Source organism: Streptomyces sp. JB150, assembly GCF_011193355.1.
Classification (GTDB): domain Bacteria; phylum Actinomycetota; class Actinomycetes; order Streptomycetales; family Streptomycetaceae; genus Streptomyces.
On the sequence record NZ_CP049780.1, the window covers coordinates 4,343,668 to 4,365,851 of the forward strand.

Annotated in this window: 23 protein-coding genes and 1 pseudogene; 14 read left to right on the forward strand and 10 right to left on the reverse strand. The window is 71.7% G+C overall.

Translation table 11 applies throughout. The features are described from left to right. Position 1 precedes the first annotated feature (1 nt). The 5 genes from G7Z13_RS20260 to G7Z13_RS20280 form a co-directional block, all read right to left on the reverse strand. Entirely contained in the window at positions 2-1,543 is a 1,542-nt protein-coding gene (locus G7Z13_RS20260) for a hypothetical protein (protein ID WP_166001291.1), read from the reverse strand. Continuing rightward, entirely contained in the window at positions 1,543-3,639 is a 2,097-nt protein-coding gene (locus G7Z13_RS20265; RefSeq protein ID WP_166001294.1) for a hypothetical protein, read from the reverse strand. Before G7Z13_RS20265 ends, G7Z13_RS20260 begins: the two co-directional genes overlap by 1 nt. Positions 3,640-3,727: 88 nt before the next feature. Continuing rightward, complete coding sequence (locus tag G7Z13_RS20270) at positions 3,728-4,870, reverse strand: helix-turn-helix domain-containing protein (protein WP_166001296.1); 1,143 nt, start codon at positions 4,868-4,870, stop codon at positions 3,728-3,730. Positions 4,871-5,236: 366 nt separating this feature from the next. Beyond that, positions 5,237-5,410: a hypothetical protein gene (locus tag G7Z13_RS20275; protein WP_166001298.1), complete on the reverse strand. Its 174-nt coding sequence runs from the start codon at positions 5,408-5,410 to the stop codon at positions 5,237-5,239. A 397-nt stretch (positions 5,411-5,807) separates the two neighbouring features. Next, positions 5,808-6,617 carry a TioE family transcriptional regulator gene (locus G7Z13_RS20280; protein WP_166001300.1) on the reverse strand — a complete coding sequence of 270 codons (810 nt, stop codon included), beginning with the start codon at positions 6,615-6,617 and terminating at the stop codon, positions 5,808-5,810. Between the two features lie 80 nt (positions 6,618-6,697). On the opposite strand from G7Z13_RS20280, the gene uvrA reads away from it, so the two are divergent. Continuing rightward, a complete protein-coding gene (gene uvrA / locus G7Z13_RS20285) occupies positions 6,698-9,133 on the forward strand; it encodes an excinuclease ABC subunit UvrA (RefSeq protein WP_166001302.1) in 2,436 nt (811 codons plus the stop codon). A gap of 3 nt (positions 9,134-9,136) precedes the next feature. On the opposite strand, the gene G7Z13_RS20290 is transcribed toward uvrA, so the two are convergent. Continuing rightward, positions 9,137-9,562 carry a hypothetical protein gene (locus G7Z13_RS20290; protein ID WP_166001304.1) on the reverse strand — a complete coding sequence of 142 codons (426 nt, stop codon included), beginning with the start codon at positions 9,560-9,562 and terminating at the stop codon, positions 9,137-9,139. A gap of 105 nt (positions 9,563-9,667) precedes the next feature. Here G7Z13_RS20290 and G7Z13_RS20295 point away from each other — a divergent pair, with 105 nt between their 5' ends. Together G7Z13_RS20295 and G7Z13_RS33755 are read left to right on the forward strand one after the other, a co-directional pair. Beyond that, complete coding sequence (locus G7Z13_RS20295) at positions 9,668-10,630, forward strand: helix-turn-helix transcriptional regulator (protein ID WP_240926282.1); 963 nt, start codon at positions 9,668-9,670, stop codon at positions 10,628-10,630. Further along, entirely contained in the window at positions 10,578-10,691 is a 114-nt protein-coding gene (locus G7Z13_RS33755) for a DUF397 domain-containing protein (RefSeq protein WP_240926283.1), read from the forward strand. Before G7Z13_RS20295 ends, G7Z13_RS33755 begins: the two co-directional genes overlap by 53 nt. On the opposite strand, the gene G7Z13_RS20300 is transcribed toward G7Z13_RS33755, so the two are convergent. Both G7Z13_RS20300 and G7Z13_RS20305 read right to left on the reverse strand, forming a co-directional pair. Further along, a complete protein-coding gene (locus tag G7Z13_RS20300; protein WP_166001306.1) occupies positions 10,672-11,811 on the reverse strand; it encodes an MFS transporter in 1,140 nt (379 codons plus the stop codon). The two genes, G7Z13_RS33755 and G7Z13_RS20300, sit on opposite strands and share 20 nt — an antisense overlap. Before the next feature lie 87 nt (positions 11,812-11,898). Further along, complete coding sequence (locus tag G7Z13_RS20305; RefSeq protein WP_166001308.1) at positions 11,899-12,495, reverse strand: TetR/AcrR family transcriptional regulator; 597 nt, start codon at positions 12,493-12,495, stop codon at positions 11,899-11,901. Between the two features lie 147 nt (positions 12,496-12,642). On the opposite strand from G7Z13_RS20305, the gene G7Z13_RS20310 reads away from it, so the two are divergent. After that, positions 12,643-13,605, forward strand: coding sequence for a DMT family transporter (locus tag G7Z13_RS20310; protein ID WP_166001310.1), 963 nt, complete (start codon positions 12,643-12,645; stop codon positions 13,603-13,605). On the opposite strand, the gene G7Z13_RS20315 is transcribed toward G7Z13_RS20310, so the two are convergent. Continuing rightward, positions 13,502-14,383 (reverse strand): LysR family transcriptional regulator, encoded by an 882-nt coding sequence (locus G7Z13_RS20315; RefSeq protein ID WP_166001312.1) that lies wholly within the window; start codon positions 14,381-14,383, stop codon positions 13,502-13,504. The two genes, G7Z13_RS20310 and G7Z13_RS20315, sit on opposite strands and share 104 nt — an antisense overlap. A 1-nt stretch (position 14,384) precedes the next feature. Beyond that, the gene (locus tag G7Z13_RS20320) at positions 14,385-14,705 is read right to left on the reverse strand and encodes a PLD nuclease N-terminal domain-containing protein (protein ID WP_166001314.1); all 321 of its coding nucleotides are present in this window, start codon (positions 14,703-14,705) and stop codon (positions 14,385-14,387) included. An 89-nt stretch (positions 14,706-14,794) separates the two neighbouring features. Between G7Z13_RS20320 and G7Z13_RS20325 the strand changes: the two genes are divergently transcribed. The 10 genes and pseudogenes from G7Z13_RS20325 to G7Z13_RS34230 all read left to right on the forward strand — a co-directional run bounded on the left by G7Z13_RS20325 (position 14,795) and on the right by G7Z13_RS34230 (position 22,149). Continuing rightward, positions 14,795-16,246: a menaquinone biosynthesis decarboxylase gene (locus G7Z13_RS20325; RefSeq protein ID WP_166001315.1), complete on the forward strand. Its 1,452-nt coding sequence runs from the start codon at positions 14,795-14,797 to the stop codon at positions 16,244-16,246. Further along, the gene (gene mqnP, locus G7Z13_RS20330; protein ID WP_166001317.1) at positions 16,243-17,145 is read left to right on the forward strand and encodes a menaquinone biosynthesis prenyltransferase MqnP; all 903 of its coding nucleotides are present in this window, start codon (positions 16,243-16,245) and stop codon (positions 17,143-17,145) included. The genes G7Z13_RS20325 and mqnP overlap by 4 nt, the downstream gene beginning before the upstream one ends. A 44-nt stretch (positions 17,146-17,189) precedes the next feature. Continuing rightward, complete coding sequence (locus G7Z13_RS20335; protein WP_240926284.1) at positions 17,190-17,750, forward strand: Uma2 family endonuclease; 561 nt, start codon at positions 17,190-17,192, stop codon at positions 17,748-17,750. A 37-nt stretch (positions 17,751-17,787) separates the two neighbouring features. Then, positions 17,788-18,462, forward strand: a complete 675-nt coding sequence (locus tag G7Z13_RS20340) for a UbiX family flavin prenyltransferase (RefSeq protein WP_240926285.1) — start codon at positions 17,788-17,790, stop codon at positions 18,460-18,462. A 59-nt stretch (positions 18,463-18,521) separates the two neighbouring features. Further along, complete coding sequence (locus G7Z13_RS20345; protein WP_166001319.1) at positions 18,522-18,983, forward strand: Lrp/AsnC family transcriptional regulator; 462 nt, start codon at positions 18,522-18,524, stop codon at positions 18,981-18,983. Positions 18,984-19,016: 33 nt separating this feature from the next. Beyond that, on the forward strand, positions 19,017-20,180 hold the full coding sequence (gene mqnE, locus G7Z13_RS20350; RefSeq protein WP_166001322.1) for an aminofutalosine synthase MqnE: 1,164 nt from the start codon (positions 19,017-19,019) through the stop codon (positions 20,178-20,180). 82 nt (positions 20,181-20,262) lie between these two features. Continuing rightward, a pseudogene (locus tag G7Z13_RS20355) lies at positions 20,263-20,911 on the forward strand (UdgX family uracil-DNA binding protein). A gap of 90 nt (positions 20,912-21,001) precedes the next feature. After that, complete coding sequence (locus G7Z13_RS20360; RefSeq protein ID WP_166001324.1) at positions 21,002-21,526, forward strand: GNAT family N-acetyltransferase; 525 nt, start codon at positions 21,002-21,004, stop codon at positions 21,524-21,526. Positions 21,527-21,601: 75 nt separating this feature from the next. Further along, complete coding sequence (locus G7Z13_RS20365; protein WP_166001326.1) at positions 21,602-21,901, forward strand: DUF4229 domain-containing protein; 300 nt, start codon at positions 21,602-21,604, stop codon at positions 21,899-21,901. 140 nt (positions 21,902-22,041) lie between these two features. Next, positions 22,042-22,149, forward strand: coding sequence for a putative leader peptide (locus tag G7Z13_RS34230; protein WP_346767995.1), 108 nt, complete (start codon positions 22,042-22,044; stop codon positions 22,147-22,149). The last annotated feature ends 35 nt before the right edge of the window (positions 22,150-22,184 follow it).

Here is a 22,184-nt window from a genome sequence, read left to right on the forward strand (position 1 = left end):
CCTACGACGGCGGCAGGCACTCCTTGCCCGGCGGCTTCCCCTCCGGCCAGGCGATCTCCACGAACCTCGCCCGCCCCCGCGGCGTCAGCTCCACGATCGGCACGGCCTTGTCGTACGGGTTGCCGTGCACGTCCAGGCAGATCCAGCCGCTGGCCCCGTTCACCCGCAGCGAGCCCTTGACCTGCGGCCACTGCAGTCCGACGTCGGTCAGCGGCGGGTCGGTCCGGCCGTCCGGAGTGGCCTCGCGGATGCCGTGCACGGCGAGCCGCATCGCGTCGTAGGCGATGATCAGCTGCCCGTCCTCCAGGTCGACCGGGCCGATCGGCCCGATGGGCTCGCCGCGGCTGCTCGCCAGCAGTCCGTTCAGTTTCCGGGTGTCGGCGGCCGAGCCGCCGCTGGCCACCCGGTCCTCGGCGAAGGTGTCGGGGTGGGCGAGGGCGGTGTAGCGCACGGAGAGGTTGCGCAGGGCGGCGCGGTCGAGGTCGTGGTCGCCGGTGAGGTAGGAGCCCTCGTCGCCGGTGAGGACGGTGAACCTGCGGTCCTGGCAGCCGCGCGCGCCGAGCGCGTTGACGAACTGCCGCAGCTGGGTGTGGCGGCCGGCGAAGAGGATGGTGTCGGTCTCCCGCGAGGTGTCGCACACCAGGTGGGTGATCTGCCGGAACGTGTTGGCCGTGGTGCCCTCCCGGCTGCGGTCGGCGGGCGGGGTGAAGGGCTGCGGCTCGTACGGCGAGCCCTCGATGAGCCGCGCGAACGACTCCTGGAGGGTGCGGGTGTACGGGTCGCCCGGCTTGTCGTAGACCAGCAGCGCCCGCCCCGCCGTCACCTTGGCGAAGGAGGCCAGCGCGCGGGCCTCGTCGGTGTTGGTGGGCGCGACCCGGGCGAGGCCGGGGAACGGGTCGGTGCCGTGCTGTCCGTTGGCGAGGTCGTCGGCGGTGATGGAGGAGCCGACCACCGGGATCCCGCGCCGGGTCAGCTCGCGCACGGCCTTCTTGGTGTGGTGGGTGCTCTGCCCGATGCCGGTGACCGCTCGCAGCCGCTCCGGTCCCCTCGCCAGGCGTTCCAGCTCGTCGACGGTGTGCTCCCAGTGCTCCCCGGTCGCGCCGGGGTTGGCGAACGCCAGCCGGATCGCCGGGGTCTGCCCGTTGGCGGAGTGGTTGGCCTGGTACTGCGCGAGGTAGGTGCCCTGGAGCTGGTGCAGGACGTGGTTGACGGTGTCGCGGTCGGTCGCGGTGAACGGCTCGAAGAGGGCGACGGTGACGTAGGAGCCCTCCTTGAGGGAACGGTTCTCCCGCTCGATCGCGGCGAGCGTCTCCCGCAGCCGGGGCTGCCCGAAGTCGTACGCCGTCGTGGCCACGCCCACGCACTCGCCACCGCCGTGGAGGCGTACGACACCGGGGGCGCAAGAGCGGTCCTCGCGGGTGAGCGCGCGGACGGCGAAGGCCAGCCCGGCCACCAGCGCGGCGGTCAGCAGCAGGGCGAGATACCGGCGCAGCGGGATCTCCCAGACGTGTTCGCGCAGCCGGCCCCATGATCCGCGTCGCATCACGCACCCCCAGCGTGTTCGTCGTCGTCCTCGGGCAGCCCGAGCGGCCGTCCGGCGAGGGCGTCCTCGGGCCACTCCCGGGAGGCCCGCCACAGCAGGGCGTTGCCCGCCGGGCGCAGATCGGACAGCTGCTCCAGCTCGAACCGCAGCCGGTCGCACACCGTCGCGTCGGGCAGGACCAGCGGGTCGGACAGCTGCCACACCGCGTGCAGCAGCCGCCGTACCCGCAGGTGCAGCGCCGGGTCGGTCACCCCGTCGGGCACCTGGTACGCCGCGTCGGTCCGCCCGAGCGCGACCGCCGCCCGCCGGTCGCCGCGCCCGGTGAAGTCGCGGCCGCGGTCGTCGTGGGCGTGGAAGTAGGGCGCGCCGGCGACGAAGCGGAGGGTGGCGAGCCAGGTGCGGGTGTCCAGGACGGGGAACGCGTCGCGCAGGTAGCCGATGGCGGACCGGTCGGCGCCGAGGGCGAGCTGGTGGTACAGCCGGTAGCCGGCGCGCGCGGCGTCGCCGCCGCCGGGCCCGTAGTGCCGGATCAGCGTCTCGTGGGCCTGCCGCCAGCGCGCGTGGTCGGCGTCGAGGTGGTGCAGCCGCAGCAGCAGCAGGGTCCGGACGAAGGGGTCGCCGACGAACTGCCCGGCCGTGACCGGCATTCCCTCGTCGGCGAGCCGGGTCTGCAGGGAGCGGACGTCGGCGGGGCCGAAGTCGTCGGGGAGCAGGGCGTCGGCGAGGGCGCAGGCGGAGTCGTGGTCGTGGGCGGCGGCGAGGACGGTGAGTTCGCCGAGCCGGTCGGCGGGGACGAACCGGTCGAGGAGTTCCCGGTAGGCGGGCGCGCCCGGCTGGTCCTGGGCCAGGCGCACCTCGCCGGTGAGCAGTTCGGCCGGGGAGGCGGGGCCGGGCAGCCGCTGGGCGGCGGCCTCGGCGAGGACCGTGATGCCGAGCGGGTTGCCGCCGGTCAAGCGGTGGGTGGCGTGCGGCAGCTGGGGCGGCACGGGCAGCTCGCCGCAGGCGGCGCCGACGATGTGCAGGGTGTCGTCCGGGCCGAGCGGCGGCAGCGTCACCAGCAGGGCCCGCGAGGAGGGCGCCCCCGCGGCGGGCGTCCAGTCGGTGCGCCGGGCCAGCTCGGACAGCTCCCGCCGGACGGCGCTGCGCAGGAAGTCCCCGGTGCCGCGCAGCCCGGCGAAGAACACCACGTGGTCGGCGATGCCGTCGGCGCGGTCGCGCAGCACGGCGTCGGTCAGGCCGGGGCCGGGCGGGTGCTGCGCGTTGTCGAGGAGGACGAGGGGCCGACCGATGCGCCGCATCCGGGGCAGGACGCCGGAGTAGGCGTCGGTGAGGTCGGCGAGCAGGGCGCGCACCAGGTAGCGCTCGGCGTGCAGCCGGGAGGTGCCGCCGGCCCGGAAGTGGCCGGAGAGCAGCATCAGTCCGCGCCGGGCGTGCCCGCCCGCGTTGGGATAGTCCTGGTACCAGAGCGAGGCCCGCTGGTGGCGGCGGTTGCCGAAGCCCTCGGACAGCGAGTCGAGGGTGGCCTCGATGGCCGCGGTGAGCAGCTGCCCGGTGCCGCTGACGGCGGTGACCACGTTGGCGGCGACCCGCCCGGCCCACCGTCCGGCGAGCCCCGACAGCCAGGACCCGCTCTCGTTGAGCAGCAGGATCCGTTCGACCTCGCTGCGGATGCGCTCGGAGTCGGCGTCGTTCCAGCCGCCGGCGGCGACCGCGACCAGGCCCGACATCAGCCGCGGGAACGGGAGCCGCCCGGCCCCGGTGACCGGCGCGGCCAGTTGCTCGGCGACGACGAGCAGGGCCTGCGCGAGCGGCGACCAGGCCTCGCGGGGCCGTCCGGAGGGCGGCGCCGCGAACTCGGGGGCGGCGCAGTCGACGAGCGCGACGGGCGTGTGCCCGCGGTAGGCGTCCCGCAGCTCCTCCAGCACGGCGCTCTTGCCGAGCCCGCGCGCCCCGGCGAGCACGACGAACGGCACGTCGCGCGGGTGCTCGACGGCCACCGCACGGTGCTGGTGCGGACGCAGCCCCACCAGCCGCGGGGCCAGACCTGGCGGATCCGTTCCGAACAGTGCCCCGCGCCCGTGCAACCGTCTGTGCACCGCCGCACCTCCCCCGTCCGACGCGCTGCCCAACTCCAGGTTAAGGAGAGGGACTTGATTCGGACCAGGTCGCGTGGTGACCGTTGGGTCACGAAATCGCCGCGGCGCCGGACCGGCCGTGCACGGGGGAGGGCGCCGCAGCCCACCGGTGGGCGCCGCGGGTGAGGTAGGGGCGCTGACGTGCCTGCCGGGACGGCGTGGGCACCCGGGGGTAGAGGCAGGCGTACAGCCGGGCCTCGTTGAGGGCGCGGGAGACCCCGTGCGCGGAGAGCGCGAAGAGGTCGCCGCCGCTGTCGCCGCCCGTGCGGTACCGCTCCACCAGTCCGCGGTGCATCAGCGCCCGCCACACCTCGGGCTCGGCCAGGTGCAGGGCGCGCTGTTCGGGCACGGCCTCGCCGTTCAGCAGGCGTACGGTCAGCCGCCACTGGCGGCTCGGCATCGCCTCCGACAGGAAGCGGGGCAGCGCGGAGGCGGCGGCGATCGCGGCGCGCTCGATGCGCTCGGACAGCAGCTCCGCCCGGACGCTGGCCCGGTCCATGTCGGTGCGGCTCTGCGCGTACGCGGCGGTCGCCCGTGCCAGCGCGCGTTCCTTGAGGTCGCCCCGGAGCCGGCCGATCTCGTGGTTGACGAGCCGGCACGTCATGCCGACGGGCCGGCGCAACAGCGCGGCGACCGTCTTCAGGTCGGGCTCGTCCACGTGGACGGCGGCCACCTGGAACTCCTCGTGTGCACGGGCGAACAGCGCGTCCAGCAGCCGGGTCAGCTCCGCGCGGCGGCGGACGGCCTCCGGGTGGGAGGTCAGGGCGCGGTGGACGGTCCGCACGTTGACGGAGAAGGCGGCTGCCAGCCGGTGCGGCACGGTTCCGTCGTGGCGGGCGGGCAGTTGGGCGAAGAGTTCCAGGTCCCGGTAGGTGGTGCGGCTGACGCCCAGGAAGTCGGCGGTCTCGGCCGCCGTCAGGCCGGCGGCCGCGCGCAGGTGCCGGATGCCGTTCTCCGCGTCCGAGGAGGGCGTGCACAGGTGGCGGGGCTGGATTCCGAAGACCTTCGCCAGCTGCTCGATCCGGCCGGGTTCCGGGACGGAGGTGCCCTTCTCGTACGCGAGCACCCGCGACTTGGACGTGCCGAGCCGCCGGGCCAGTTCGGCCGAGCTGAGCAGCCGTCCGTCGACGCGGCGGCGCCTGCGGATGTCACGCAGTGCCTCGGGGTTGAAAGGAGCCGTGCCACGCGCCATGGAATGCACTCCTCCGCTGTTTTCTCCGCGCACGGTGTGGGCCAACGGTACTGTTTAGGGTCGGCCACGGGCAGCCCGCGCTCAAGACGCGCTGAGCCGGGCGGGGGTGGCCGCCCAGGCCGGGGCGGGCGGTGGGTTCCGCCGGTACCGTCTAAGGTTTGAGAGGGTTCTCGAAACAGCGCGGCGCACGGCAGTATCGGTGGCGCGCGACACGGGGGATCGCTGAGCTCCCGTGCTGTTCGACGCGTGAGTACGGATCTCCGGGTGCACAAACAAGTGGGCCCGCCCCCTGGCGATGTTGGCGCACCGGCCCAGGGGGGCGGACCCTGGCCGACCCGGCGACACGCGGCGGGTGAGGCGGCTACCTCATCCGCCGCACCCACGCAGCAGCTCGGCCAGGCCGATCGTGACGCCGGCGGCGTTGACGATCAGCTGGACCCGCTGCATGCGTAAGCGCGGACCGCCAGGTTGATCCGGCTCCTCGGGGCCGGTCGGGTCGGGTGGTTCACCCGGCTCCGGCTCGGTCTCGGAAGTGGCCATGATTGGATCACTCTCCTTTCCTCGGATGCACGCTCGTAGGCAGGTGTTGCCTACAGGCGTGGACCCGGGAAGGAGATGCGACAACCATACCGACTCGCTCGTGGCTTCCCGTGACGCTCTTCGAACAGACAGTGCACAGATTCATATGCGAACGGTCGGGTCTTTGCGGAACCCGAACTCCGCTTCGCCGGGGCCGCCGTTGCCGGCCTGCGGCGGGTGGTCATCTGTGCAGATCGGAAGGGGTTGCACAGGGGTGCGGGCGGTCGCGGCACCCGCAACGAGACCGCTCCGGCAAGGACACTGACGGGGCGTCAACGCGCCTGTGACATGCGCCACATTGACCGTCCCCGTGAGTCAACTGCCTTGGCCTACTCACCAGTAGGCACCCGGTGCCGTTTCACCGCCCCGCACGTCGGTCTCCTGTCGACGTCCCGGCCGCGCCGAGCGGGTCCGGGCCGTCGAGCTGGTCGAGCTGGTCGAGCCGGTCGAGGCAGTCGAGGTAGTCGTGAAGGCGGCCCGCGCCCCGGAGCATGGCCCGGGTGCGGGCCGTCAGCGTCTCGCCGCGCGCCGCGACCGCCGCCCGCAGCGCCTCGGTGCTGCCCTCCCGGCGCAGCCCCTCCAGCACCGGCCGGATCCGGTCGATCGGGTGGTGGCCGCGGCGCAGCGTGTGCACGAGCCGCGCGTCCCGCACGTCGACGGGCCGGTACAGCCGGTACCCGGTGCCGCGCTCCCGCTCCGGCACGATCAGCCCGGCCGCCTCCCACACCCGCAGCGCGGACGGCCGTACGCCGAGCAGCGCGGCGACCTCGCCGACGCGCAGCCCGCCGTGGGGCGGCCCGGCCGGCTTCCGTTCCGCCGGCGTCTCCAGCGTCTCCAGCGTCTCCAGCGCCTCGCGCGCCGCCTCCAGGGTGGCGCGCTCGGCGTGCAGCGCGGCGTGCGCGGCGTCGACCAGCGCGAGCGCGCCGGGTACGTCACCGGCGTGCACGGTCTGCATGATCCGGGCCGCCCCGGTCGTGCCGTACCCCTTCGACAGCGCCCGGTAGGCCAGCAGCGCCTCCCGGTGGACCGGCGCGAAGACGCGGTAGCCGGACTCGGTGCGCTCGGCCGGCGGCAGCACCCCGGCGTCCTCGTAGTTGCGGATCTGCTGGGCCGAGACCCCGGCGAGCCGGGCCAGGTCCACCGGCCGCAGCCGCTTGCTCTCCCTCACGGATTTGAAGCTTACGCGGCCCCTCCCCGCTTCCTGCCATGCAAAGTCCCAACAGGAGCTTCAATGAAACACTCGAAGCCATGGCCGACTCCCTGCGCGTCACAGGTGCCCGTCTCCACAACCTCAAGAACGTCTCCCTGACCCTGCCCAAGAACAAGCTGGTCGTCCTGACCGGCCTGTCCGGCTCCGGGAAGTCCACGCTCGCCTTCGACACCCTCCACCGGGAGGGACAGCGGCAGTACCTGGAGTCGCTGGGCGTGGTCACCGGGCTCGTCAGCAAGCCCGCCGTCGACTCCATCACCGGGCTGTCCCCGTCCATCAGCGTCGACCAGCACCACACCAACCGCAGCCCGCGCTCCACGGTCGGCACGGTCACCGAGGTCTTCACCTACCTGCGCCTGCTGTGGTCGAGGATCGGCGTCCGCCCCTGCCCGTCCTGCGGGGAGCGTGTCCCGCCCGCCCACTCCTTCGCCCACGACGAGGACGCCGAGCCCGGCCACACCCCCTGCCCGCACTGCGCCGCGCCCGTCCCCGAGCCGGTCATGGGCTCGTTCTCCTTCAACAAGCCGGCCGGGGCCTGCCCCGAGTGCACCGGACTCGGCGAGGTGATCCGCGCCGACGTCCGGCAACTGGTCGACGAGGAGCGGTCGGTCGCGGGCGGCGCGGTGCTCGGCTGGCACCCGAAGGTCACCGAGCGCAACGTGGCCGTGCTGCGGGCCGCCGCCGAACACTACGGCCTGGCCTTCTCGGCGAACACCCCGATCCGCCAACTCGCGCCGTTCACCCGCTCGTTGCTGCTGTACGGCGTGGAGTCCGACGAGTTCCGCCGCCACTTCCCGGACACCGCGCCGCCCGCCACGGTCACGGCCGGCCGCTTCGAAGGCGTCGTCACGGCGGTCCTGCGCCGCTACGCCGAACGCATCGACGACACCGACTACCGCGAGAAGACCGAACGCGTACTGCTGAAGGAGCCGTGCGGCGCCTGCGCGGGCACCCGGCTGCGCCCGGAGAGCCGGGCCGTCACCGTGCACGGACTCGGCATCGTCGACGCGTGCCGCCTGCCGCTGACCGAACTCGCCGCCTGGCTCGCCGGACTCCGGCAGCGCTCCACGCCCGACGAGTGGCTGTTCGCCGAGCCCGTCGTCGCCGACCTCACCGAGCGCGTGCGCCGCCTGGTCGACGTCGGCGTCGGCTACCTCACCCTGGAGCAGCCCACCCCCAGCCTGTCCGCGGGCGAGACCCAGCGGTTGCGCCTCGCCGCCCTCCTCGGCTCCGGCCTGACGGGCGTGCTCTACGTCCTGGACGAGCCGACCATCGGCCTGCACCCGTCGGACACGGCCCGCCTGATCGACGTCCTGCGCCGGCTGCGCGACCTCGGCAACACGGTGCTGGTCATCGAGCACGACCTGGAGGTGCTGCGCGCCGCCGACCACGTCGTCGACATCGGCCCCGGCGCGGGCCGCGACGGCGGCCGGGTGGTCGCCCAGGGCACCCCCGAGGAGGTCGCCCGCACCGAGGACTCGGTGACCGGCGCCTACCTGTCCGGACGGCTCCCCGCACCGGCCTCCCGGCGGCGCGGGGACGCGGACCGCGCCCTGGTCGTGCGGGGCGCGCGCGAGCACAACCTCAAGGACCTCACCGTACGCATCCCGCTCGGCCGCCTGGTCACGCTCACCGGCCCCTCCGGCTCCGGCAAGTCGACCCTGCTGCTGGACATCGTGGACCGCGCCGCCCGCCGCCGCTTCCACGGCGCCGCCACCCTGCCCGGCGCGCACGACGGCATCGACGGCTGGGAACACCTGGGCAAGGTCGTCACCATCGACCAGGAGCCGATCAGCCGCGTCCCGCGCTCCAACGCGGCCACCTACTCGGAGGCTTTCACCCCGATCCGCGAGGCGTTCGCGGCGGCCTCGGGCGGCCGGCTGACCCCCGGCCACTTCTCCTTCAACGTGCCCGGAGGCCGCTGCGAGCGCTGCGAGGGCGCGGGCGTGCTGACCGTGCACATGCACTTCCTGCCCGCCGTGGAGGTCCGCTGCCCCGCCTGCCAGGGCCGCCGCTTCCGCGACGAGGTGCTGTCCGTGCGCTACGACGGCCACGACATCTCCGAGGTCCTGGAGGCGACCGTCGACGAGGCGCTGGCACTCTTCGCCGACGTCCCGGCGGTCGCCGGCCGCCTGCGCCGCATGGCGGACGTCGGCCTCGGCTACCTCCCGCTGGGCCAGCCCGCGACCACCCTCTCCGGCGGCGAGGCCCAGCGCATCAAACTCGCCAAGGAACTGGGCCGCAGGCCCGCCGCCCGCACCCTGTACCTCCTCGACGAACCCACCACCGGCCTGCACGCCGCCGACACCGCCCGCCTCCTGGACGTCCTCCAGCGTCTGGTCGACGCGGGCCACTCCGTCGTCACCATCGAACACAACGAGGACGTGGCCCGCGCCTCCGACTGGCTGATCGAACTCGGCCCGGAGGGCGGCGCGGGGGGCGGCCAACTCGTGTCCGAGGGCCGCCCGGGGTGAGGCTCACTGCCGCTCCAGTACGGCGTAGTCCGCGAACGTGCGGCGGTAGCGCAGGTGCCGGGTGTCCTGGGTGTGCCTGCGCTGCCACTCCTCGACGTCCGCCGGGTGCGCGAACGGGCCCGAGGCCGCCCCGCACTCCGTCTCGTCCCCGGACACGCAGTACGCCTCGTACTCCGGCTGCGCGGACGGGTCCTGGACGATCGAGTACGGCACGTATCGGAAGAGCCGCCGGCCCGTCGACCGCTCGTTCACCGCGCGCACCCCGGCGGCCAGGCGTTCCTCCTGCGTCGCCGGTCTGATCCTCGCCGGGTCCGCCTCCCACTCCCGGCCGCCGCCCACGGGGCGCAGCAGGGCGTAAGGGCCCAGCCTGGCCTGGAATGCGCCCACCCTGCGCGTCTGGGGGTCGTAGACGAGCGTTCCCGGTTCCATTCCCGCACCTTTCGTCACTCTGGGTGTACCGAGCGTCGCGCAGGGGAATGGCCCGTATCAACGCGGAGCGCGTGCGACTGGGTGTTTGTCACGGAGGGGGAACCTGTGACCAGGCGGAACGCGGAAGGGGCCTCCGGCGCGACCAGTGCCGAGATGTTCGGCGAAGTGCTGCGTCACTTCCGGGAGATGGCCGGACTGACCCAGGAGGGCCTGGCGCGAGAGATCCCGTGCGACCGGTCCCATGTGGCGAGGGTGGAGGCGGGGACGCGGGTGCCGCAGGACACGTTCGCGAAGAAGTGCGACGAAGTGCTGGGTACGGGTGGGGTGTTGCTGCGGTTGTGGGGAAGGGTGGACTGGTATCCGCAAGTGCAGCACCCCGATTGGTTCAGGCGCAGGGCTGACATGGAGGCCCAGGCGGTCAAGCTGTACGAGTACCAGGAAATGGTCGTGCCCGGCTTGCTGCAATCAGCCCATTACGCACGGGCGTTGCTCTCCCAGAAGGCCGACGGCGAACTGCTCGAGGAACGAGTCCGTGCCCGACTGAGCAGGCAGCAACGGTTTCTCGCCCAGGACGGGCCGATGTACATCGCCGTGCTGGACGAGAGCTGCCTGCGTCAGCGCGTGGGCAACCCCGCCGTGATGCGCGACCAGTGCGCACACCTTCTGCGGCTCGGGCAGCGCCCCAACATCCGTCTCCAGGTTGCCCCGTCCGGTCGTTACGACCTTGTCCGCCCCAACAGTTCCATCTCCCTGATCACCATGCCCGACGGTGAGCAGTGGCTCTACACAGAGATGCTGAGCCGCGGCTACTTCACCAACGATCCGGAGGCCTACGCCCGGCAGAGCCGAACCTATGATGTGCTCAGGGCTGACGTACCGTCCGCCCGGGAGTCCGCTGCGTTGATCAGCGAGGCGATGGAAGGGTACGAGCGCGACCATGAGCAGTCACGACTTCAGCACCGTTTCCTGGATCAAGAGCAGCTACAGCGCCAACGACGCCGGCAACTGCGTCGAAGTGGCCCCCGGATTCCCCGGCGCCGTCCCCGTCCGCGACAGCAAGAACCCTGACGGCGCCGTGCTGGTCTTCCAGCGGAGCGCCTGGGCGCAGTTCACCGCGTCGCTCGGATGAGCGGCGGAGCCACCGTCGCCAGGCCCGCGAGGGCCATCGCCGCGCCCAGCCACAGCGGTGCCCGCAGGCCCCACCCGTCGATCGCCACGGCTCCCAGGGAGGAGCCGAGGATGATGCCGAGGGTGATGAACGACGAGTGGACGGTGTTCACCAGCGGGCCCGCGTTGCCCGCGCGCTGGACGCGGGTGACCATCGCGGGGTTCATGGTGACGCCCACCAGTCCGATGCCGAGCATGCAGGCGACCGCCGGGACGGGTACGTCGGTGAAGAGGGCGAAGCCGGTCAGGAAGACCAGGTTGAGCAGCAGGCCGGTGGCGAGGACGGGCAGGGTGTAGCGGTCGGCGAGGCGGCCGACGACGGTGTTGCCGACGACGGTGGCGGCGCCGTAGGCGATCAGCAGCGCGGGGACCGTGCCGGTGGAGAAGCCGGTGACCTCGGTGAGGATCGGGTTGAAGTAGCTGAACGCGGAGAAGGTCGCGCCGATGATCAGCGTGCTGGTGGACAGCGCCAGCAGCAGCCGGGGGCGCCGGAAGACGCGTACCTCGTCGCGGAAGCCGCCGCCGGTGCCCGCGGGGTCGGTGCGGGGCACGCCCGCGAGGGTGGCCGCGGCGGCGACGACGGTGAGGGCGGTGATGGTCCAGAAGGCCGCCCGCCAGCCCCAGCGTTCGCCGACGAGGGTGGACAGCGGCAGGCCCAGCAGGGTGCCGAGCATGAGGCCGTTCATGGCGACGGCGACGGCACGGCCGCGGACCTCGGGCCGGGTGAGCTGGGCGCACAGCGAGATGCCGACGCCGAAGAAGGCCTGTGAGGCGATGCCGGTGATGATGCGGGCGGCGAGCATGACGCCGTAGCCGGTGGCGGTCGCGGCGAGGACGTTGCCGGTGAGGAAGACGGAGAAGAGGATCATCAGGGCCGTGCGGGGCGGGAGTTTCATGAGGGCGACGGTCAGGAAGGGCCCGCCGGCGGCCATGGCGACCGCGAACGCGGTGATGAGGTAGCCGATCTGCGGGACGGTCACGTCGAGTCCGTCCGCCATCTGCGGCATCAGTCCGGCGACCACGAACTCACTGGTCACCATGGCGAAGATGCCGAGCGCCAGGACGTAGACGGCACGGGGCACGTTCGTTCTTCCTCTCTGGGCTGGTTCTGGAAAGATCAGTACAAAACTGGGGCATGGCGAGGCGTCGCCCGGCCGGGGATGCGGTTCTCAGCCGGTCAGCGCGTCCATCGTGACGTCGGCGATCGACTCCAGCGTGGCCCGGTCGGCGCCGGCCTGGCTGGAGATCCGCATGCCGCCCATCGCGGCGTTGACGAACCGGGCGAGCGCCCCGGAGTCCCGGGGCGAGGTGATGCTGCCGTCGCGGCGGCCCTCCTCCAGGACCGCGCGCAGGGCGGCGAGGCGCCGGGCGAGGTCGCGTTGCAGCAGTTCGGCGGCGCGCGGGTCGCGGCCGGCCAGCTCCACGGTCGTGTTCACGGTGAGGCAGCCGAGACTGCGGCCGCCCGCCCGGTGCTCCGTCTCGCCGTCGACGACCACGTCGAGCAGCGCGCGGATCCGTTCGGCGGCGCTGCGGCCGGTGTCCTCCAGGATCGCGAGCTGGTCGGCCGTCATGGTCTCGATGTAGTGGGCCAGCGCGCGCTCGAAGAGGTCGTGCTTGCTCTTGAACGTGTTGTAGATGCTGCTGCGGCCCAGTCCGGTGGCGTCACACAGGTCCTGGGTGGAGGTGGCCTCGTAACCCTTTTCCCAGAACGTGCGCATCGCCGCGTCCAGGGCCCGCCCCTCGTCGAAGTTCCGTGGTCGGGCCATGAGGTCACCTTACGGTTTTGGATCGCACGTTTCAATACCTCACCGCGCGGGCGGGTTTGAGGTCATCGCCGTCGCCGATACCCCCATCGGCAGGACGCCCCACCGGCGCGTGGACCCGCCCGGGCGCCCGCTCGTAGCGTCCGGGACATGACCTCACCGACCACCCCGTCCCAGCGCAGGGGCGCGGCCCAGCTGACCGCCGCCATGGTGCTCTCCGGCACCCTCGGCGTCTTCGTCGTCGAGTCCGGCGCCTCGCCGTTCGACGTCGTCTTCTTCCGCGTCCTGTTCGGCGCCCTCGCCCTCGGCGGCTACATCGCCGCCCGCGGCTGGCTCCGCGACCACGGCTTCACCCCGCGCACCCTCAAACTCGCCGTCCTCGGCGGTGTGTTCATCGTCTTCAACTGGGTCTTCCTCTTCCAGTCGTACGAGTCGACGTCCATCTCCGTGGCGACGGTCGTCTACCACACCCAGCCGTTCTACGTGGTGCTCCTCGGCGCCCTGCTGTTCCGCGAACGGCTCACCGCCGCCAAGGTGGGCTGGATCGCCGTCGCCTTCGCCGGACTGATCCTCGTCTCCGGCGTCACCCCCGGCGACCTCGCCTCCGGTGGCGGCTACCTGCTCGGCATCGGCCAGGCGCTGCTCGCCGCGCTGCTCTACGGCCTGTCCACGGTCGTCACCAAGCGGATCACGGGAGTACGCCCGCACCTGATCGCCCTCGTCCAGGTCCTCGTCGGCATCCCGCTCCTGCTGCCCTTCGCCGACTTCGGCGCCATGAGCGGCACGGGCGCCGACTGGGGCTGGCTGGTGGGCCTCGGCGTCATCCACACCGGGCTGATGTACGTGCTGATGTACGCCGCGTACGCCCAGCTGCCCACCGCGAAAATCGCCGTCCTGGCCTTCGTCTACCCGGCCGTCGCGATGGTGACGGACTGGCTGGTGTACGGCCACCACATCGGCCTCGTCCAGGCGCTCGGCGTCCCGCTCATCGTGACCGCCGGCCTCAAGGTCACCCTTGCTCGGCCACGAGCCGCCGCGCCTGCTCCACGAACAGCCGGGCGTGCGCCGCAAGCCGCTTCCCGGACCGCCACGCCAGCTGCGTGCGAAGCGTGAACGGCGGCTCCCAGTCCAGCCGTACCAGCGAGCCCTCGGCAAGTTCGGCGGCGACCGTGATCTCGGGCAGCAGACAGATCCCGAGACCGGCCGCCGCGGCCCGCTTGGTCGCCTCGATCGTGCCGAACTCCATGAACGACACGGGGGCCAGTGAGGTCAGCTCCCGCTCGAACAGGTCGCGGTAGGCGCAGCCGGGCTCGGTGGCGAGGAGGGAGTGGGCGGTGAGGTCGGCGGTGGTGGGCGCCTGACCGGCGAGCGGGTGGGCGGGGGCGGCGACCAGGGCCAGCGGCTCCACGGCGAGGACTTCCGTCTCCAGACCGGGGTGCTCGGTCTCCCGCTCCATCAGGAAGCCCAGGTCGTAGACGCCCTGGCGCAGCGCCTGCCGGGTCTCGTCGCCGATCGTCGTCCGCAGCGACAGGCGGACCTTCGGGTAGCGGTGGTGGAAGAACTCCAGCAACGGGGGCAGGCGGTGGTTGGTCAGCGACTCCATCGTGCCGACCACCAGCGCGCCCGTTGGTTCCTCGGTGCCCGCGACCGCCGCGCGGGCCTCCTCGGTCAGCTCCAGGATCTGCCGCGCGTACGGCAGCAGCCGCTCGCCCGCCTCGGTGAGCCGGATGCGGCTGCCCAGCCGGTCGAACAGCTCGGTGCCCAGCGCGGACTCCAGGGCGCGGACCTGGGCGGTCACGCTGGACTGCGCGTACTTCAGCTCGGCCGCGGCCCGGGTGAAGCTGAGGACCGTCGCGACCTTCTCGAAGGTGACCAGGAGCCGCAGCTCCACGTCAGGACTCGTCCCGCTTCTTCTTCCCGCCGTCCTCGTCGTCGTCCTTGTCGAGGGACTTCAGGAAGTCGGGGTTGTCGTCCGGGGCGACCCACTGGCGGGAACGGTTCGCCCGCACCCCGGACCAGCCGTCCGCGGCGAGCGCCCGCTTCTTGCCCGCGATCAGCCACGAGATCGAGCCGACCAGGGGGAACAGCAGGACGAGGATCGCCCACAGCGGCTTCGGCATGTGGCGGATGTCCTGCTCGTCCGTGCTGATGCAGTCGATGAACGCGTACACGCTCAGCGCCAGTGGCACGACGAACATCAGAACCCGGAGCATCGGTGCACCCCCAGTGGTACGGCGGGTCGGGAATCGCGGTGCGGCCCCCGTGACGGGGCCAGGGTAGCCCCTCGGGGATACTTGACCCCATGGCTTACGACGATCTTCGCTCCCTGCTCAGGGCACTGGAGCGCGAGGGAGACCTGAAGCGCATCAAGGTGGAGGTCGACCCGCATCTGGAGGTCGGGGAGATCGTCGACCGGGTGAACAAGGCCGGCGGTCCCGCCCTCCTCTTCGAGAACGTGAAGGGGTCGTCGATGCCCCTCGCCATGAACGTCTTCGGGACCGACCGGCGCCTGCTGAAGGCGCTCGGCCTGACGTCGTACGGCGAGATCAGCGACAAGATCGGCGGGCTGCTGAAGCCGGAGCTGCCGCACGGGTTCGTGGGCGTGCGGGAGGCCTTCGGCAAGCTCGGCGCGATGACGCACGTACCGCCGAAGAAGGTCAAGGACGGTCCCGTGCAGGAGGTCGTCCTGACCGGGGACGACGTGGACCTCGACCAGCTCCCGGCACTGTTCACCTGGCCCAAGGACGGCGGTTCCTTCTTCAACCTGGGGCTCACCCACACCAAGGACCCCGAGACCGGCATCCGCAACCTGGGCCTGTACCGCCTGCAGCGCCACGACAAGCGCACCATCGGCATGCACTGGCAGATCCACAAGGACAGCCGCAACCACTACCAGGTGGCGGCGCGGCGCGGCGAGCGCCTGCCGGTCGCCATCGCCTTCGGCTGCCCGCCCGCCGTGACGTACGCCTCCACGGCGCCGCTGCCCGGCGACATCGACGAGTACCTGTTCGCCGGGTTCCTCGCGGGCAAGCGGATCGAGATGGTGGACTGCAAGACGGTCCCGCTCCAGGTGCCCGCGCAGGCGGAGGTGGTCCTGGAGGGCTGGCTGGAACCGGGCGAGATGCTGCCGGAGGGCCCCTTCGGCGACCACACCGGCTTCTACACCCCGCAGGAGCCGTTCCCCGCGCTGAAGATCGACTGCGTGACGATGCGCAAGCGCCCGCTGCTCCAGTCGATCGTCGTCGGCCGCCCCCCGACCGAGGACGGCCCGCTGGGCCGCGCCACGGAACGCTTCTTCCTGCCGCTGCTGAAGATCATCGTCCCGGACATCGTGGACTACCACCTGCCCGAGGCCGGCGGCTTCCACAACTGCGCGATCGTCTCGATCGACAAGAAGTACCCCAAGCACGCGCAGAAGGTCATGCACGCCATCTGGGGCGCGCACATGATGTCCCTGACCAAGCTGATCGTCGTGGTCGACGCCGACTGCGACGTCCACGACCTGCACGAGGTCGCCTGGCGCGCCCTCGGCAACACGGACTACGCCCGCGACCTGACGGTGGTCGAAGGCCCCGTCGACCACCTCGACCACGCCTCCTACCAACAGTTCTGGGGTGGCAAGGCGGGCATCGACGCGACGAAGAAGTGGCCCGAGGAGGGCTACACCCGCGACGGCGGCTGGCCGGACATGGTGGAGTCCGATCCGCGGACGGCGGCTCTGGTGGACCGCCGGTGGAAGGAGTACGGCCTGTGAGCAGCGCATCGGCGGCCGTCCCCCAGCCGGGCCGCACCAGGGCCTTCCTGCGCCTGGTGATGATCGAGCACTCGATCTTCGCGCTGCCCTTCGCCTACATCGCCTCGCTGACGGCGATGTTCCAGCTCGACCGGAACATCCACTGGCGCGAGCTGGCGCTGGTCACCGTCTGCATGGTCGGCCTGCGCACCTTCGCCATGGCCGTCAACCGCATCATCGACCGCGAGATCGACGCCCGGAACCCGCGCACGGCGCACCGCGAACTGGTGACCGGCGCGATGTCGGTGAAGCACGCCTGGACCGGCGCGCTGATCGCGGTGGTGATCTTCCTCGGCTCGGCGGCCCTGCTGAACCCGCTCTGTCTCGCGCTGGCCCCCGTGGCGGTCGTGCCGATGGTGGTCTACCCCTACGGCAAACGGTTCACGAACTTCCCCCAGGCCATCCTCGGCCTCGCCCAGGCGATGGGCCCCGTCGGCGGGTGGCTGGCGATCACGGGGGAGTGGTCCTGGGACGCGGTCATCCTCGGCCTCGCGGTCGGCATCTGGATCGGCGGCTTCGACCTCATCTACGCCTGCCAGGACGTGGAGACCGACCGCGAGATCGGCGTCCGCTCGGTCCCGGCCCGCTTCGGCATCCCCGCCGCCATCTGGGGCGCCCGCGCCTGCCACGCCGTCACGACGGCCCTGTTCGTCTGGTACGCCCTGGCGACGGACGCGGGCGTCTTCTTCTGGCTGGGCCTGCTGATCGTCGCCGCCGCCTTCGTCTACGAGCACCGGATCGTCCGCCCCCACGACCTGTCCCGCCTCAACCGCGCCTTCTTCTCGGTCAACGGCTTCATCGGGATAGCCCTGTTCGTGTGCGCGCTGCTGGATCTTCTGGTGCGGGGTCTGACCGTCTGACTAGCGTGCGGCCTACCATCGAGTGCAGAGAGAGGGAGGCCGACGTGACCGTCTCGGACAGCGACCGCCTGCACTCGCAGCTCGCCCGGTACGAGGACATGTTCCGCGGGTACCGGATGGAGATTGTCGAGGGCAACATCGTGATGAGTCCGCTCAAGCCGTTCCACAACGAGACGATCATGCGGCTTTGGATGCAGCTCGAAGCCCAGCTCGACGGGGAGTGGGCGTTCATCAGCGACGTGGCCATCCCCTTCAGCGCGGACTTCGAGTTCTGCCCGGATCTCGCGGTGATCCCGGCGGCCGAGAAGAACAAGAACCTCAGCTCTTATCCGGCCGACCTGGTGGAGCTCGCCATCGAGGTGGTGTCTCCGAGCAGCGTGCGAAACGACTACGTCGTCAAGCACCGGCAGTACGCGGCCCGGGGCATTCCCAACTACGTGATCTTCGACCCGAACAAGGGCGAGCTGGTCACCTTCTGGAACCCCGGCCCGGATGGCTACCTCGGCCGTGACACCTTCCCCTACGCCGGCCAGGTGACGGTGGACACCAAGGTGGGGCGGCTCACCGTCGACACCTCCGCCCTCCCCGTCGACAAGGCGTCCTGACGAGTTACCCCGCGGACGTCGCCGGTACGCTCAAGATGTGAACGCAGGAGAATCGCAGCGCGTGCCTTGGATCGTGGGGGTGTCCGGGGCTTCCGGGACGCCGTACGCGGCGGCTGTGCTGCGTGGGCTGCTGGAGGCGGGGGAAGCGGTCGATCTCGTCGTCAGCCGGGCGTCGCGGCTGACGCTGCTGGACGAGACCGGGATCTCCTTCCGGGACGCGCGCTGGCGCGACGACCTGCGGGACTGGCTGGCGCGCGGGGCGGACGGGAAGCCGGACACCTTCGAGGTCGGCCTGGACCGCGTGCGGTACTGGAGCGCCGGGGACCTGGCCGCGGGGCCGTCCTCCGGGTCGTATCCGGCCAAGGGCATGATCATCGTGCCCGCGTCGACCGCCTCCGTCGCCGGAGTCGCGCTCGGGCTGTCCAAGGACCTGCTGCAGCGCGCCGCGAGTGTGGTGCTCAAGGAGCGGCGGCCGCTCGTCGTCGCCGTCCGCGAGGCGCCCCTGACCGGGCAGACGCTGCGGCACCTGGTCGCGCTGGACGACGCCGGCGCGGTCGTCGTCCCCGCCTCGCCCGGCTTCTACGCGGGCGCCACCCACATCCAGGACCTGGTCGACTTCGTCGCGGGCCGGGTCCTCGACGCGGTCGGCGTATCCCACACCCTCTACCGCCGCTGGGAGGGGGAACTCGGCGGCGGCTCCCGCGACGACTGACCCTCCCCCACGCTCATTTTCTCGGATCTCGGATCTCTTCAGCGGAAGGCTCGAATCGCATGGACGCGGTGGACAGGCAGCTCATCCAGGCCCTCAGGGAGAACGGCCGGGCCTCCTACGCGGAGCTGGGACGCCTCGTCGGCCTGTCGGGCCCCAGCGTCACCGACCGCATCAACCGGCTGGAGGCGGCCGGTGTCATCACCGGCTACCGCGCCACCGTCGACGCCGCCTCGCTGGGCCTCGGCGTCACCGCCCTGATCGGCATCTCGCTCTCCGACGCCGCCGACCACGAGGACGTGGCCCGCCGGCTGAAAGACCTTCCCGAGATCGAGGACTGCTGGTTCATCGCCGGCGACGACTCGTTCATGCTCAAGGTGCGGGCGACCGACGTGGACGGCCTGGAGAAGATCATCCGGCGGCTGTCCGGGACCAGGGGCGTCTCCCGGACCCGTACCACCATCGTGCTCTCCACGAAGTGGGAGAACCGGGTGGGCGAACTGCCGGAAGAGGTCCAGGCGTAGGTTGGTCGGAGTCTGTCGAGCGAAGGGAACACCATGGACGTCGGGCTCAAGCGCGAGCTGGAGGAGAAGGTCCGCTCCGGTGAGCGGCTGACCCGCGAGGACGGCATCGCGCTGTACGCGTCGGACGACCTGGCCTGGCTCGGCGGACTCGCCCACGAGGTGCGCACCCGCAAGAACGGTGACGTCGTGCACTTCAACGTCAACCGGCACCTCAACATGACCAACGTGTGCACGGCCTCCTGCGCCTACTGCTCCTTCCAGCGCAAGCCGGGGGAGAAGGACGCGTACACGATGCGCATCGAGGAGGCCGTCAAGCTCGCCAAGGCGATGGAGTCGGAGAACCTGACCGAGCTGCACATCGTCAACGGGCTGCACCCGAACCTGCCGTGGCGGTACTACCCCCGCTCGCTGCGGGAGCTGAAGGCCGCGCTGCCGAACGTCTCCCTGAAGGCGTTCACCGCGACCGAGATCCACCACTTCGAGACGATCAGCGGGCTCAGCGCCTCCGAGATCCTGGACGAACTGATCGACGCCGGGCTGGAGTCGCTGACCGGCGGCGGCGCCGAAATCTTCGACTGGGAGGTCCGGCAGTACATCGTGGACCACCGCACCCACTGGGAGGACTGGTCCCGCATCCACCGCCTCGCGCACGAGAAGGGTCTGAAGACCCCGTGCACCATGCTCTACGGCCACATCGAGGAGCCCCGGCACCGGGTCGACCACGTGCTGCGGCTGCGCGAACTGCAGGACGAGACCGGCGGCTTCCAGGTCTTCATCCCGCTGCGCTACCAGCACGACTTCGTCGACATGAAGGACGGCAAGATCCGCAACCGGCTGCAGGCGCGGACCACCATGGCCACGCCGGCCGAGGCGCTGAAGACGTTCGCGGTCTCCCGGCTGCTGTTCGACAACGTCCAGCACGTCAAGGTGTTCTGGGTGATGCACGGGCTGCAGACCGCCCAGCTGGCGCTCCAGCACGGCGCCGACGACATGGACGGGTCGGTCGTCGAGTACAAGATCACCCATGACGCGGACAACTACGGCACGCCGAACAAGCTGACCCGCGACGATCTGCTGGACCTGATCCGGGACGCCGGGTTCCGGCCGGTGGAGCGGAACACCCGGTACGAGATCATCCGGGAGTTCGACGGGCCCGATCCCGCCCGGCGGGAAGCTCCGCAGGCCATGCGGGTGTGAGGCCCGGTCGTTCTCCGGGTGCGGGTGGTGGTGGGCTGGTCGCGCCGTTCCCCGCGCCCCCGGCGGGGGTACTCCGGGCCTTGTGAAGAGCGCGCCCGAGGGCCAGTACACCGCCGAGCCCTTCGTGCCGGCCGGAGCGCCGGATCTCGACGCCCTGCGGCGGGCCGCCGCAGGGTGCCGGGGGGTGTCCGCTGTATCGCGATGCCACGCAGACCGTGTTCGGGGCGGGTGGCGCGGACGCGCGGGTCATGCTCGTCGGTGAGCAGCCCGGGGACCGCGAGGACCGCGAGAGGCGGCCGTTCGTCGGGCCCGCGGGGAAGCTGCTGGACCGGGCGCCGGCCGAGGCCGGGATCGATCCCGGTGAGGCCTACGTCACCAACGCGGTGAAGCACTTCACGTTCACGCGGGCGGAACCGCGCAAGCGGCGCATCCACAAGGCGCCGAGTCCGCGCGAGACGAGCGCCTGCGGGCCGTGGCTGGGCGCGGAGCCGGCGCTGGTCGGACCGGAGCTGATCGTCGTGCTCGGCGCCACCGCGGGCAAGGCGCTGCTCGGGTCGTCCTTCCGGGTGGGCGAGGTGCGCGGGACGGTGCTGGAGCGGGAGATCCACGGGCACCCGCAGCGGCTGGTGCCGACCGTGCACCCGCCGTCGGTGCTGCGCGCGGACGACCGCGAGGGGGCGTACGAGGGGCTGGTGGCCGATCTGAAGGTGGCCGCGCGCGTACTGGCGTAGCCGTCAGAGGGAGTACGCCCTCGTGGGCAGGTGTCGTAGCGGGGGAGCGGACCGTCACCGGCAGCTTGGCGTAATGGGTAGCATCGCTGCATGGCCCTTACCTTCACGCTCGATCCCGCCGTCACCCCCGAGCTGCGTGACGGCATCCTCGACCTGTGGACCGATGTCTCCAACGCGGGCGGAGCCGTCGGCTTCGTGCCGCCGGTGGAGCGCGAGACGGTCCGGCCGGAGCTGGTGAGGCACCTCGTGGCGATGGCGGAGGGCCGGGCCCGGCTGCTCGTCGGGCACGACGAGGAGGGGCGGGTCGCCGCCACCGCCTTCTTCCACTTCAACACCCACCGGCTGATGGCCCACTGGGCGTGGCTCTACACGGTGATGGTGCACCCCCGGCACCAGGGCAAGGGGTACGGCCGTGACCTGCTGGCCGCCGCGGAGGGTGCCGCGCGCGGCTTCGACGGGATCGAGGCGATCCGGCTGACCTGCCGGGGCGGGCTCGGCCTGGAGCGGTTCTACGGCTCCTGCGGCTACAAGGAGGTGGGCCGCGTGCCCGCCGCGATCCGGGTGGCGCCGGGCGACGACCGCGACGACGTGATCATGCTGCTGCCGCTGGGCTGACCCCCGTACAAGATCGGCATCCTGGCGTGCTTCACTGGACGCCGGCCCCTATGGGAATCGGAAGAGTGGATTGAGATGCTCCGGTACACGCTGATGCGCCTCGGGATCTTCGCGGGCTGCCTGCTGGTCGTCTGGGGCCTCGTCTACTCGGGTATCGCCCCGCGCGGTCTCGGCGCCTCCAACGGCCTGTGGGTCGTGCTGCTCGCGCTGGTGATCTCCGCGCCGATCAGCTTCGTCGTGCTGCGCGGCGAGCGGGACCGGGCGTCCGAGCAGATCGTGCGCAAGGTCGACCGGCTGAAGGCCGGCTTCGAGGCCGACCGCAGTCAGGAGGACCGCGCGGACGACGCGGCCCGCGCCCAGGGGCAGACGTCGTAAGACGCGTCACGTCCACGGCCGCCCCGGTTTCCGAAACCCCTGGAAACCGGGGCGATTTGCATTGTGAGGGTCATATTCCCCCTGTGCCTCTCAAAGTAAGGCTTTGAGGTTCCCAAAGTTCAGGTGTTACGGTCATCGGCATGAAGCCAGCAGTCGTGTCCGTCGACGCGCCGCCCCGCAGCGTTCCGCTCGTGGCCCGTCTGCACGTGGACCTCTGCCGGTGCGCCTCCGCCGGCTGTCCCCGCTGACGCATTCCGCCGCGCACCCCTTCCCTCTTTCCCCG

Excerpts from the sequence above, each read along its gene's own strand:
- G7Z13_RS20260 (WP_166001291.1), bottom strand. The coding sequence starts at position 1,543 with ATGCGACGCGGATCATGGGGCCGGCTGCGCGAACACGTCTGGGAGATC.
- G7Z13_RS20270 (WP_166001296.1), bottom strand. The coding sequence starts at position 4,870 with ATGGCGCGTGGCACGGCTCCTTTCAACCCCGAGGCACTGCGTGACATC.
- G7Z13_RS20275 (WP_166001298.1), bottom strand. The coding sequence starts at position 5,410 with ATGGCCACTTCCGAGACCGAGCCGGAGCCGGGTGAACCACCCGACCCG.
- uvrA (WP_166001302.1), top strand. The coding sequence starts at position 6,698 with ATGGCCGACTCCCTGCGCGTCACAGGTGCCCGTCTCCACAACCTCAAG.
- G7Z13_RS20290 (WP_166001304.1), bottom strand. The coding sequence starts at position 9,562 with ATGGAACCGGGAACGCTCGTCTACGACCCCCAGACGCGCAGGGTGGGC.
- G7Z13_RS20305 (WP_166001308.1), bottom strand. The coding sequence starts at position 12,495 with ATGGCCCGACCACGGAACTTCGACGAGGGGCGGGCCCTGGACGCGGCG.
- G7Z13_RS20310 (WP_166001310.1), top strand. The coding sequence starts at position 12,643 with ATGACCTCACCGACCACCCCGTCCCAGCGCAGGGGCGCGGCCCAGCTG.
- G7Z13_RS20320 (WP_166001314.1), bottom strand. The coding sequence starts at position 14,705 with ATGCTCCGGGTTCTGATGTTCGTCGTGCCACTGGCGCTGAGCGTGTAC.
- G7Z13_RS20325 (WP_166001315.1), top strand. The coding sequence starts at position 14,795 with ATGGCTTACGACGATCTTCGCTCCCTGCTCAGGGCACTGGAGCGCGAG.
- G7Z13_RS20345 (WP_166001319.1), top strand. The coding sequence starts at position 18,522 with ATGGACGCGGTGGACAGGCAGCTCATCCAGGCCCTCAGGGAGAACGGC.
- mqnE (WP_166001322.1), top strand. The coding sequence starts at position 19,017 with ATGGACGTCGGGCTCAAGCGCGAGCTGGAGGAGAAGGTCCGCTCCGGT.
- G7Z13_RS20360 (WP_166001324.1), top strand. The coding sequence starts at position 21,002 with ATGGCCCTTACCTTCACGCTCGATCCCGCCGTCACCCCCGAGCTGCGT.
- G7Z13_RS20365 (WP_166001326.1), top strand. The coding sequence starts at position 21,602 with ATGCTCCGGTACACGCTGATGCGCCTCGGGATCTTCGCGGGCTGCCTG.
- G7Z13_RS34230 (WP_346767995.1), top strand. The coding sequence starts at position 22,042 with ATGAAGCCAGCAGTCGTGTCCGTCGACGCGCCGCCCCGCAGCGTTCCG.